The sequence below is a fragment of the Streptomyces arenae genome (genome assembly GCF_022343545.1).
GTDB classification, from domain to species: Bacteria; Actinomycetota; Actinomycetes; order Streptomycetales; family Streptomycetaceae; genus Streptomyces; species Streptomyces humi.
In genome coordinates, this window is the sequence record NZ_JAKQYH010000059.1 from 243030 (window position 1) to 255770 (window position 12741).

Sequence of the window (12741 nt, forward strand, 5' to 3'; positions counted from 1 at the left end):
CGCCTACGGCGCCCTCGCTGCCGTCCTTCCTGGGCACTTGTTTGACCCGGTGTCCGGCTGGCAGAGAGCTCTGCCAGCCGGACACCGGGTCAGCTGGATTCATCGGAGAGAGATCCCTCGCTCCAAATGCCGCGTACATGGCTGATGTGGCGGCGCATGAGGGCTTCCGCGCCGTCTGCATCGCCGGCCTCGATGAGGTCGAGCAACTCGGCGTGCTCGTGAGAGGAGTTGAACAGCGCCTCGCCCGCGGGTAGCAGCCGCAGGCCGTAGATCCGGGAGCTGGTGCGCAAAGACCTCACCGTCTCCAGCAGTCGGGCGTTGCCTGCGAGCTCCAGCAGGGCGAGGTGGAACTGCAAGTCGATGGTCACATGAGCGATGAAGTCCCGGCGCTCGGCTGCCTTCTCGATCCCTGCTGCGAGAGGCCGCAGTTGCTTGATCGCCTTCGCGGAGACGCCGTTTTCGGTTATGCGGCGGATGGTGGGTGGTTCGATGAGCGCCCGAAGTTCGGTGATCTCGTCGAGTTCCTCCGGGGAGAGTGCCGTGACACGGAACCCCTTGTTGCGGACGACTTCGACAAGCCCCTGATTGGCAAGCTCGAGCAAGGCCTCACGTACCGGGGTCGGGGAAACGCCGAACTGCTCGGCGAGGCTCGGGGCGGAGTAGACGACGCCCGGCTTCATCTCTCCCGAGATCACTGCTCCCCGCAGGGTCTCGGTGATCTCCTCACGGAGGTTGCGGCGCCCGCGGAACGAAGGCAATCGCACGGGTGCACCATCGTCCACGCTCATGTCGTTCTCCCTCACTGTCCCACCCCGAAAGGGCACTGTCCTTGCAAGTCGGTTCCTTCTGGCTGCCTCGTGCTGCAGATGAGGAAGCGCAGTCCCCAGCGCGCCTGAAGTCCGCCGGGGGAACGGATACCTGCTTGATCCTATACCCGCCCTGCGTTATGTGATGTATCGTATGGCTGCGGTTACCGTGGTGAAAGCCCTGCTCGACCAGCCCGGGTGGGGCGCGTACTGGCCTTGTCGGCTGGTAAGGGCCCGCACCTGCTGCGGTTGTCCGTGCTGAGGCCACCCGTCCCGCCTGGGTGGTCACAGTTCGAATTCCTGGGGGAAGGGATTGTCCGGGTCGTACAGGTACTGGGCAGTCCCGGTGATCCATGCCCCCGTCGTTGAAGGTGGGAATGACCCGCTGGCGGCCGGTCACCTCGGTCTCCTCGAGGAGTTTGCCGATGAACGACTCGTCGCAGAATGCGGTGTGCGGCGGCAGCAGGCCTCGGGTGTGGAGCTGCGCCATGCGGGCGCTGGTCCCGTAGAGGGAGTGGTCGAGCATGTTCGGGTGGATGACCACGGCGTGCTGGGAAGGGGCTGCCGTCGGCCCGGGAGCGGCCATGTAGAGGTGGTGCACGCCGTTCATCTCGGGGTTGCCGGGATGGGCGGCGCTTCTGTTCGTTGATGTGGCCGCCCATGATGGCCAGGGCCGCCTTTGTGATCCCGTTCTTGTCGGCCCAGATCCCACACCGCAGACGGGGGAACGGGAGGGCTAGAACGATCGAGCTCGGGCCCGGGTTCCTTGTCTGAGGCCGGGATGCTGCCTTCGCAGGTGCTGATGGCGCCTCGTTCGGCCACGTAAACCTTGTAGTCCGGCGGCCGTGCAGTAGGCACGTGCACGCCGCACCCACGACGCCTGCTCCGATGATCAGGACGTCGGTGCGGGAAGGCGGATGAGTCCTTTCGGTATCATGTCATATTGCACTTGTTGTGGCTCTGCCCTAACCTCGAAGCACCCCTCGCCTTGTACTTTTCCGCCGAGAGGATGCGTGCAAGGTCGCCGCAACGGGCAATGGACACCGATCCATGACCGGCCGTTTCGCGCGCCCCAGTCGCCCGGGGCCGGTAGCCCGAGACAGACATCGCTCGCATCGTCCGACCCACCCGGAACAGCATCGCGAAAGAAAGGCCGATCCTCATGCCCAGCCCCGTCTCCTCCGTCGACCCCCGCACGGGCGCCCTGACCGAGGCCGTAGTAATGGAAAGCACCGCCGCCGACGTGAACGGCGCGGTGGAAAGCGCCGTCCGGGCGGCTGCCGGTCTCGAAGCCCTCGGCAGTCACGGGCGTGCCGCGCTGCTCGACACGCTGGCCGAAGCCCTGGAGAACCAGAGAGAAGCTCTGGTGGATGTCGCTGACCGCGAGACTGCACTGGGAGCTGCCCGCCTCAATGGCGAACTGGCCCGCACCACTTACCAGTTGCGCTTCATCGCCGACGTCTTGCGGGACGGCCGCTACACCGGCGCCGTCATCGACCACGCGCAGGACACCGCCATGGGCCCGCAGCCCGACCTGCGGCGGATGCTCATTCCGCTGGGTCCGGTGGCCGTCTTCGCAGCCAGCAACTTTCCTTTCGCCTTCAGCATGCCCGGAGGCGACGTCGCCTCGGCCCTGGCGGCTGGTTGCCCCGTCATCGTCAAGGCACACCCCTCCCACCCGGCCACCTCCGAGGCCGTCTTCTCCATCCTGTCCCGGGCAGCCGCAGCGGCGGACGCGCCGGCCGGCCTGCTGACCAGGGTCCACGGGATGGTGGCCGGGCAACAGTTGGTCGCCCATCCCGACGTCAAAGCGGTGGCTTTCACGGGCTCCACCCGTGGCGGGCGGGCCCTTTTCGATCTGGCGACTGGCCGGTCCGAGCCGATCCCGTTCTTCGGCGAACTCGGCAGCCTCAATCCGCTAGCTGTCACCCCCGCGGCAGCTGCTGAGCGGGCCGCGCAGATCGGCGAGGCCTGGGTGGAGTCCTTCACCCTGGGCGTCGGCCAGTTCTGTACCAAACCCGGTCTGGCCCTCGTGCCGGCAGGAGCCGACGGTGATGCCCTGCGCGACGCGGCAGTCAAGAAGACCCGAGCTGTCGCTCCTGCCTGGATGCTCAACCAGGGGATCCACGATGCCTATCAGAGCGGGGTGGCCCACCTCGTCCATGTCCCCGGCGCCATCGCTCATGTGGCCGGAGACGTACGAGGCACCGAAGGCTTCGCTGCGGGAGCCGCCCTGATCGAGGTCAGCACGGCCGACCTGGCAGCCCACACCGCACCGCTGCTCGACGAGTGCTTCGGCCCCGTCGGGATCATCGCCCGCTACGCCAGCGAGGACGACCTGCTCGAAACCCTCCGCCGACTCGACGGCAGCCTCACTGCCACCGTCCACCTGGCACAGGACGAGACGACACTGCCGCGTCACCTCATCCGCATCGCGGCGGAACGGGCCGGGCGCATCGTGGTCAACGGCTTCCCCACCGGCGTCGCGGTCAACTGGGCCCAGCACCACGGAGGACCCTGGCCCTCCTCCACCAACTCCCAGCACACCTCGGTGGGAGCCCTCTCCGTCCAACGGTTCCTGCGCCCTGTTGCCTACCAGAACGTCCCTGACGCCTTTCTGCCTCCGGAGCTGCAGGACGCTAATCCGCTCGAACTGCCCCGCCGCGTCGACGGCGAATACTGAGCGAGCCGTCCTGTTTGGCTTTTCGATCGGCCTTGTGCAGGTTTCGCATGCGTGAGCCGATCTCCAGGGATGGGTTGTAGTGGGTGGCGAAGCGCACGGTGGCGAGCACGTCCGCAAGGCGGTCTACCCTTCCTCGGGCAGCATGGCGGGCCTTGCTTTTTCGTGGTCCTTCAGCAGCACAACCAGATAGTAAGGCCCTTAGATGACCGAGGTATTCAGCGAAACCGGATGCCGCTTGGTATTTGCCGTTGCGGTGATGTTGGGCTGGCGGGGCGCTGTCTCGCGTGAAAGGGGTGGTGGCAGCGGGCTGTTTGTCGGGGCCTTTACCGGAAGGTGGAGGCCGTCGGGTCGCTGTGTCCCCAGGCTGCTGCGACGGGGGCTCTGTGGGCTGTCCGGGCCGGTCGGCTTCGGGTACTTCGGAGCGAAGGCGGTGGCCCTGGGTCGTTCGTCATTTCGGCGGCCGGTCGGGAGGGGGGAGTGATGACGGCTGTGGAGTCACAGAGAGGGAATCTTCCTGCACTGTTCACCAGTTTCGTCGGCCGTCGGTCTGAGGTTGCTGCGATCCGTGGTCTGCTGCAGTCGGCGCGGCTGGTGACGCTCACTGGGCCGGGTGGGGTCGGCAAGACCAGGCTCGCGCTGGAGGCGGCCGATATCTCGGCGAAGACGTTTCCGGACGGGGTATGGCTGGTGGAGCTGGCCCCGGTGCAGGATCCGGCGGCGGTGGCGGGTGCGATCGCGACGGCCTTGGGTATGTCGGACCGGGGCACTGCGCCGGTCCTGGAACAGCTCGAGAAGTATCTGGCCCAGCGGCGGGCCCTGATTGTGCTGGACAACTGCGAGCATCTGGCGGATGCCTGCGCCGTGCTGGCGAAGACTCTGCTTTGTGCCGCTCCCGAGCTTCACATCCTGGCCACAAGCCGCCGCACGCTCGGTATCACGGGCGAGCAGCTTTTTACTGTGTCCCCGCTGGGTGCTGAGGATGCTGCGGGTTTGCTGGAGGACAGGGCGTCCGCCGTCCGGTCCGGGTTTGAGGTCGGTGAGCGCAACCGGGCCGAGGTCGCCCGGCTGTGCTCCGACCTGGACGGGCTGCCGCTGGCCATTGAACTGGCTGCTTCCCGGCTGCGTACGCTGACTGTCGAGCAGGTTGCGCAGCGGCTGGAGGACCGCTTCGGGCTGCTCACCGGTGGAAGCTCGACCGCGCTGCCGCACCAGCGCACACTCCGCCAGACGATTGCCTGGAGCTACGAGCTGTGTGCCCCGGCAGAGCGGCTGCTGTGGAACCGGCTGTCGATCTTTGCCGGCGGGTTCGCTCTGGATGCGGCCGAAGGCGTCTGCTCAGGAGACGGCATCGCGGAGGGCGAGGTTCTGGACCTGCTGGACCAGCTGGTCGGCCAGTCCGTGGTCCTGACCACGGAGGTCGAGGGTGTGCTGCGCTATCGGCTGCTGGAGAGTGTCCGCCAGTACGGGCGGGAACAACTTGCCGCCTCCGGGGAGGAGGAGCGGTTCCTAGGGCGGCGCCGCGATTTCTTCGTCGGCGTGGCCCAGCGCATTGATGCGGGCTGGTACGGCTCCGGCCAGGTACAGGCCCTGGCTCGGCTGCGCGCAGACCACACTAATCTCCTCGCGGCCCTGGACTATGACGCCGACCCCCAGGCCCGGCTCGCGCTGGCAGGGGCGCTGATCTTCCACTGGTGCGTCGGCGGTTTCCTGCTGGAAGGACGCCGTCAGCTGGAGCGAGCGCTGGAAGAGACACCTGAAACCACACGACAGCGGGCTCGGGGCCTCTTCGCCGCAGTCTGGGTAGCACAGACACAGGGCGATCTACTCGCGGCAGACCGGTGGCTGGACGAGGCCGAGGAACTGGCTGAACAACTGGGGGACCCAGTTGGGCGTGCCCGGGCGGGTGGCTTCCGCGGCGTGTCAGCGCTTTACCGGGAGCAGCCGGAGGAGAGCATTTGCCGGTACGAGGGCGCGTTGGCCGCTTCGACGGCGGCTGGCGATGAGCGTGAAGCGACCTCCTGGCGGCTCGCGTTGGCCTGTGTCCAGGCCTATGCCGGAGATCCTCGAGCGGCGGAGTCCTGCAGGCAGGTGATCGCCGCCTTCGAGGTGAGCGGGGAGCGGTGGGGCCGCGCACAGGTACTGATGGCACTGAGCCACAACGCCTGGGTGCGCGGTGACAAGGAGGCGGCCGAGGCGCTGGTTCGGTCCGCACTGGAGAGCATGCGGGGCTTCAACGACCATGCGATGGTCGCGCGGATGCTGGAACTGCTCGCCTGGGCGACCGGCTCCGGCGGAGACCACGCCCGGGCGGCCCGACTGCTGGGTGCCGCCGGTGCCCTGTGGCGAAACGCGGGCACCTGCATCGCCGCGTTCGGCCCGTGGGTGGCCAAACAGCACACACGTTGCGAGAAGGCGGCGACCTGCGCCCTGGGGCCAGGGCCGTATGCGCAGGCACTCGAGGAAGGCGCCAGCCACGACAACCCCGGCCAGGCCATCAAGTACGCTCTGGCCCTGGCCTGCACCTCGTTCACGCCGACAGCCCCTACGGCTGCGCTCACCCGCCGGGAGAGCGAAGTAGCGGAACTCGTAGCCAAAGGTCTGAGCAACCGGCAGATCGCCTCCAAACTCGGACGATCACCGCGTACGGTCGAAGGCCACGTCGAGAACCTCCTGGCTAAGCTGGCCTTCAGCAGCCGCGCCCAGATCGCGTCATGGTGGACGGCAACCCACACACCCGCCTCTGGGACAACTGAGCAGTGACTGGCCCTGTCGAGATTGTTGTGTGTTTCTGTGGGTGGTGAGGCTGAGGGAGACACCTCACGACGCCAAGGTGTCCAGCCGCCGCCGCAGGCAGCGTGGAGAGGGTGGTCTTTCCATCGGACAACTCGCCCTTCTGGAGGCGACGGTAGGGCTGGCCGATCATGCGATGGAAGAGATGCCGTTGGGTGGCGGCATGCCAGTCTCCGTGATCGTCACGGCGCCGCCGGTAGTGGGCCATGTCGCCGGGCGAGGTCCGGAGGGCGGTGAATGCCCACGGGTATTCGGCGTGGTCGCCAACGCAGCATCGATGCCGAGGCCGAGCTACTCCGCGAAGGCTCCCGTGCCGACCGAGCCCGCCAGCCCGCCCTGATCAAGGACACGCCGGCAGGCAGAGCTCACCCTCCTAGTCCAGATGCAGGCCGCCTGCGCCACAGCCTCCGACCTCTCCAAAGGCGGTCGAAGAGGCCTTCCCTCAGCGCCCGAACACTGACGTACTGCTGAGCTTCCCCGGGCTCGGACTTCAGCCCGGTGCTCAGGCGCTCGCCGAGATCGGGGACGGCCGCATACGGTTCGCCGACGCCCGCAGCCGGAAGCCCGTGCTGGCTCCCCGCCCATCACCACGGCCATCAGGAAGAAGCCGAACACCACCCGCCGATCGGTCAAGAACGACCGGCTCCCGAGCTGAGTGCGGGTCAGCCGAGCGGCTGCTGTGGTGTGGGAGTCGGGGTGCTTTTTGTGGATCGAGAGCCTTGGCGCGGTGCAGGCCGTTCTTGCGGGGGCTCGATCGCTGCTTCCGGAGAACGCTCGCGGAAGGCGTGCTTCACAGCACCCCTGCCACGGCCATCGTTCATGCCCTGGGGTTGTGCACCAGGACTGGTGACATCTCCGCGGCCCAAAACGTGCTGCGCCGGGTGCGGCGCCGGGCAGTTCGCCGCCGCACTCCGGTGCACGGTTGACGGTTGCGTCCAGAACATCTTTGCCGGGTCCTCCTGCCGCTTGCGTACCCAGGCCGCCGCTTGGTGGGCGGCGGACCGGCACCCCTGCATTGTTGGACCCTGCGAGGGCCCCAAGGCGATCAGCACGGCGTGTGCCGGCCGGGACATCCGTGCGGGGCGTCGACGATGCCATGGGGCCGTGTGTGGGAAAGGGAGTTCCTGTTCAGCGACGTCTGTCTGCGCCGTGTCGTCGGGACGGAGGCGGGAGGTGCCGGTCCGCGGTCGCTACCTGGTTTCGTGAACCGGGTAGTGCGCGGTGCGGTGGACCGGGTACTACCCGAATCCGGCGAACAGCGTTGCAGGACCGCGTAAAAGTACCCGTTGAACCCGGCTGCTCCTGGCGCTGATGATTCTCGCGTGCAGCACCTCGATTCGGGGGCTGGCGCAGGCGAAGAGTCGGTTTCGTGCCCGAATTCGTTGGCGTCGTGCTTCCGGCTGGCCCTGTCGGCCGAAAGCACGACTGAGGCGGATTGAATTCCCGGTCTCGTGATCGGCGCTGGGTAGGAGTGAGCAGCTTCCCGGGTCGGTGTCGCATCGTTTCTGCGGGCCGTGCCTCATGGAATAGGGAGCCCGGAGAAGGCGAAAAGCGTTCGACCCTGGAAAAGGGGGAAATCGGTGCATCTGGATGCCCTGAGTCCCAGGCCGCCTCCGCTGCGGCGGTAGTGAAATCGGTTGATTTTCCAGCCTGGGGCATCGGCCGGAAAAGCTCCCGCAGTTGGGGGATTTTTAGTCGATGCATTCCGAGTTCCATCCTGTATGAGAAGGACGAAATGAGAACAACAGTGAGATCGAAGCGCCTTGCCGGGGTGCTGATGGGGGTTTCCGCCCTCGCGGGGGCTCTGGCGGTACCCGTTCCCGCATGGGCTGCCGAGGCCAAGCCTGCGGCATCAGTCAAGGAGCCGAGCCAAGCGCAGTGGAAGCAGCTCGACGAGGTCGCGGCAAAGCACTCCGCCCTCGGTGTCTTCGGTGCCGACAGCGGTTCAGCACCGGTGCTGATGCTGCCCGCGAATACGCCTGCCCCCGGGCGGGCCAAGTCCGGGGCGGAGTCCGACGAGAAGGCCAAGGTGTTGGCGGACGTCCCGTCGGGGATGCAGGTCACCGTCAAGGTCAGCAGGTTCGCCAAAGGCGAGGTAGACAAGATCCAGAACGAGGTGGCGGACGACGCCAAGTGGGACAACGGTGCGCAGAAGTACCGCCAGGGCTACGCCTACGACGGTGTGGTGGACAAGGTGGTGGTCAACACCGAGGCTCCCGCGTCCGTCAGGTCGGCGCTCCAGCGTCACTTGGGTGACAAGGTCGAAGTGGTCCAGACGCGCTTCGAGCAGCAGTACAACCGGTTCAATGACGGATTCAATGACTTCCTGGGAGGGGACTCGATCAACGACGGTTCCTTTAACTGCACGTCCGGATTCAAGGTTCATGTGGTCAATCCCGACACCGGCATAGCGGCCGACATGATGACCACGGCCGGGCACTGTTTTTCCCTGAACCATCTTGTCGTGGGTGCAAACGGCAACAATGAGGGCTGGGTGAAGAGGATCGGGTCGACCGACCTTGAGGCATTCGTCGGCTACCGGTACGGGAGGAATATCTGGACGGGCGGTTACGCCTCCAGTGAATCGTCCAGGACGGTCGCTTCCCTGCAGGCCATCACCTACAACAGGCAGGTCTGTGTGAGCGGGCAGACGACGTACAACCACTGCGGCCACCCCATCTCCTCCATCAATTACGCCTTCGACTGGACGGACAGTACCGGCAACAGGCATCACAGCAACTCGTGGGACGGCTTCACGTATGCGCCGGGCGGGACCAACGCTCCCAACTACGACAACGGCCAGCACACGCAGCGCGGTGATTCGGGTGCCCCCGTCTACATTCCCTACGACGTCATAGGCGCGAACAACAACACCCTGCACTACGCGGGAATCATCGGCAGCCACTCCGGTCTTTACGAGTGGTACAACGGCCCGTGCCATTGCACCCAGTACCGGATGTACGGGGTCAAGGCGAACTTCATACATTCCGGCTGGGGCGGCTATGTGGTCACCAACTGATCCGCGGGCAGGGGCGTAAGCGGCCCCGGCCGAGCTGCCCGGCGAAGTGCCGGGTTCCCCGGTCACCGCCCCGGTAGTGCGACAGTGCCGGCGGGCGCGGCCTTTTAAGGAGAGGCCGGCAGGCGCCGCCGGCGCTGTTCGGGGCCGGCAGGCCGGTCACGGCTGCCGCCCGGCGCGTCATCATCGCACCGGCTGGCCGGCGACGGGCCGGTCGGCCCACCATCCGCCCCGCTCGGACCCCATGCCCCAGGTCCTGCGGATCGCACACCTCCGGCCTTTCCCTTTCCGACATGCCCGCCGTGACTCGCCCGAGCCGCCGTGCCGGGCAGGACCACACACCCCTGGAGTCTGCATCATGCCCCCCACTACCCTTGCCGCTGCGGCCCCGATGGACCAGCACACCGAGCCGGGCGACCGTGCCGTCACCCGGCTCGGCCGGTGGCTCACCGCCGCAACTCCCCACCTCGCCACCATGACTGCCCTCGGCGGCCTGCTGACCGTCCTGGCCTACGCCGTCGGCGGCTGGCACATCACCGAACTCTCGCACAACGTCACCGGCCAGCAATTCTCCTGGCTGCAGCTCGACAGCTGGGCGGTGGCACTGCGGCAGACCGGCAGCCTCACCCTGGAGCTCCTCGGCCTGGCCATCGCCCTGTACACGGCCTACGGTATCGCCGGCCGCCCGGCCCTGTTCCCCGCCTTCGCCGGTGGTCTGACCGCGGTGACCCTGCACACCGGCTCCCTCGGCGGCCTGGCCGCAGGCCTGCTCGCCGGCGCGGTCACCCGGGCCCTGCAGAAGATCACTGTCCCGGCCAGGTGGCACACCCTCATGGCCAAGGCGGTCATTCCGCTGCTGGCCACCCTGCTCACCACGGTCGTGTTCTTCTGCGCGCTCCTGTCGCCCCAGCTCGACAAACTCAATTCCTGGCTGTCCAATGAGCTGGTCACCCTGGAACTCACCAACCAGCGCCTCGTGCTCGGCCTGCTCCTCGGCCTGGCCGTCTGCTGCGACTTCGGCGGGATCTTCAACAAGGTCGCCTACACCTACGCCGTCGCGGGCCTGAGCTCCGACGTCCCCACTCCGGACCATATGGCCTTCATGGCCGTGGTGGTGGCGGCCGCCATGGTCCCGCCGCTGGGCCTGTCGCTGGCCGCCGTGGTACGCCGCAAGGCGTTCACCCAGGCCGAGCGCAACTACGCCAAGGTGGCCTGGCTGCTCGGTCTGGCCGGTGTCCCCGAAGGCACGGTTCCCTTCGCGCTGCGCGACCCGCTGCGGGTGATCCCCGCCTCCATGGCCGGCGGCGCCGTCACCGGCGTGCTGACGATGACCTTCGGTTCGACCATGGGCGCTCCCTACGGAGGCGTCTTCGCCGCTGACCAGCTCGGAAAGCCGCTGCTGTTCGCCGCCGCCGTGGCCGCCGGCGTCCTCGTCACCGCAGGCGTCGCAATCGCACTGAAGAGCCTGGGGCGCACCGCAACGGCCGCGGCCACCGCGAGGGCCGCCACCCACCGGAAGACGCCCGTGGCCGCCTGACCTCCGCAGGGATGTTCGGGCTACCCGCACACCAAGTGCATGCGCGACACGGGCCTCTTGCCGCGCCGTGAGACGACGGCGGCGCATCACGGAACGCCTGCCGCCGACTTTCCGGCGCCGGCGATCGAGGAACCGCCGACCGGAAATCCGGCGGACGTGAAGCGGCCGCGCGCTGGGCATCACCGCAGGAACTGACGCCAGGTTGCCCGGCACCGGCAGATCCAGGGAGGGAAACGAATGGGGGCGTCCGCAGCGCCAACCTGGTTCCAGAAGCGGGCCGGTTGCATCACTGGCTCACCGACTGCGTCGGCTGCGGCAGGACGCCGACGGTATCACCTGCCGGGAGATGGCACGAAGCACGCAGTTGGGGCTCGTGCCGTGGTCCTGGTGTACGCCGAGGCGTGGGGCGCAGACCCCCGCTGCCGGGAGCGGCACTGGCAGCAGGGGAGTGAACCGAAATTGGTTCGGTGAGTTTTCGTCGCATATGCGGCGGGGTGGTCCCGCCCGCAGTACCGCAGAGAACAGAAAAGGTGAAGAAATGCCAAGAAGAATGTCCCGGACGCTGGTGCTGAGCACCTTCCTGGCTGCGTCCCTCGTCCTGGGTGCCGCCCCGTCGTACGCATCCATGTCCCCGGGAAGCGCCGGGATCAGCGATTCGGACTGGGCGATGGTCGGAGAGATCGGCAGCTACAACAGCGCCTACACGGAGTACGTGGACAACCAGGGGAACGCCACTCTGGTGTTCACCGGAGGCAATGTCCCCAGCCAACTGCAGTACCCCCCGGACTTCCACGGGTTCTCCAACACCAACCTCACGCTCTACGGTGAGTTCAGCCAGTTCTCCACCAATGACGCCATTGATTCGGCCATCAGTGACACCGTCGCGCAGATACAGGCAGCCGGCTACGGCGCTTCTTCGGCCTACAACCCGGACACGGACGTAGTGGACGTGACCACCGACGCCCCGTCGTCCGTCACCGCCCCGCTGGTCTCCAGCTACGGCAGCAAGATCAGCATCGTCGCGGGCACTCCCAACATCAGCGCTTCGGACTGGGCCCTGGTCCAGGAAATCTCCGACTACAACGGGGCGTACGCGGCGTACCTGGACGCGCAGGGTAACCCCATTCTGGTGTTCACCGGAGGCAATGTTCCCAGCCAGCTGCAGTACCCCTCGGACTTCCATGGGTTCACCGACCGCGACCTCACGCTCTACGGTGAGTTCAGCCAGTTCTCCAGCAACAGCGCCATCGATTCGACCATCAATGACACCGCCACGCAGATACAGGCCGCCGGCTACGACGCCGGAGCGACCTACAACGCGTACACCGACAAGGTGGACGTGACCACCAACGCCCCGTCGACCGTCACCGACCCGCTGGTCTCCACCTACGGCAGCAAGATCAACATCATCGCCGAGAATCCCCAGTCGCAGCAGTCGGGCACCACTGGCACAACACACAGCTCCCCGAAGAAGCGCGCCCTGAAGAAGCACATCAAGGGGAAGAAGCCGGCCACCAAGAAGCACGCCACCAAGCACGTGCCCACCAAGCACATCGAGAAGGCAACCCCCGCGCCCGGGGAAGTGCACAAGGTCGTCCTCACCCTGCCCAAGCCCCAGTAACCCTCCTTCGTCCTCTCCCGTACAGGCGACATCGGCTGCTCGGGCGGAGTGACATGATGAGGCCCCCAGCGCGACGCGGTGTCTGACCCACAACACCGTGCGCTGGGGGCCTCGCCGGTTCCGCATCTGGCCCGCGGGCGGCACGGTCGCGCCACCCCGGACGCGGACGAGAAGCGGTCCAAGTGGGGAGACGTCACCAACCTGCTCGGCGCACTCGACGACATCACCCAGGTTGCCACCGAACAGACCACCGGCGCAGACACCCAGGCCGGTGTAGCCTCCAGCGCC

At 67.0% G+C, this 12741-nt stretch carries 8 protein-coding genes; 6 read left to right on the plus strand and 2 right to left on the minus strand.

Annotated features, from left to right (window positions below):
* Positions 1-89 precede the first annotated feature (89 nt).
* Together MB828_RS27225 and MB828_RS46975 are read right to left on the minus strand one after the other, a co-directional pair.
* On the minus strand, positions 90-788 hold the full coding sequence (locus MB828_RS27225) for a GntR family transcriptional regulator (RefSeq protein ID WP_301650530.1): 699 nt from the start codon (positions 786-788) through the stop codon (positions 90-92).
* On the minus strand, positions 724-1416 hold the full coding sequence (locus MB828_RS46975) for a proline racemase family protein (protein ID WP_430381432.1): 693 nt from the start codon (positions 1414-1416) through the stop codon (positions 724-726). The genes MB828_RS27225 and MB828_RS46975 overlap by 65 nt, the downstream gene beginning before the upstream one ends.
* Positions 1417-1968: 552 nt before the next feature.
* Here MB828_RS46975 and MB828_RS27230 point away from each other — a divergent pair.
* The 6 genes from MB828_RS27230 to MB828_RS27260 form a co-directional block, all read left to right on the plus strand.
* Positions 1969-3489: an aldehyde dehydrogenase (NADP(+)) gene (locus MB828_RS27230; protein WP_301650531.1), complete on the plus strand. Its 1521-nt coding sequence runs from the start codon at positions 1969-1971 to the stop codon at positions 3487-3489.
* Positions 3490-3969: 480 nt separating this feature from the next.
* Positions 3970-6249, plus strand: coding sequence for an ATP-binding protein (locus MB828_RS27235; protein WP_301650532.1), 2280 nt, complete (start codon positions 3970-3972; stop codon positions 6247-6249).
* A 1777-nt stretch (positions 6250-8026) separates the two neighbouring features.
* Entirely contained in the window at positions 8027-9298 is a 1272-nt protein-coding gene (locus MB828_RS27245) for a hypothetical protein (RefSeq protein WP_301650533.1), read from the plus strand.
* Positions 9299-9653: 355 nt separating this feature from the next.
* Entirely contained in the window at positions 9654-10832 is a 1179-nt protein-coding gene (locus tag MB828_RS27250) for a fructose-specific PTS transporter subunit EIIC (protein WP_301650534.1), read from the plus strand.
* A 538-nt stretch (positions 10833-11370) separates the two neighbouring features.
* Complete coding sequence (locus MB828_RS27255) at positions 11371-12453, plus strand: hypothetical protein (RefSeq protein WP_301650535.1); 1083 nt, start codon at positions 11371-11373, stop codon at positions 12451-12453.
* Positions 12454-12531: 78 nt separating this feature from the next.
* Positions 12532-12741 (plus strand): hypothetical protein (locus MB828_RS27260; RefSeq protein ID WP_301646675.1); only part of this gene is annotated, 210 nt, incomplete at its 3' end.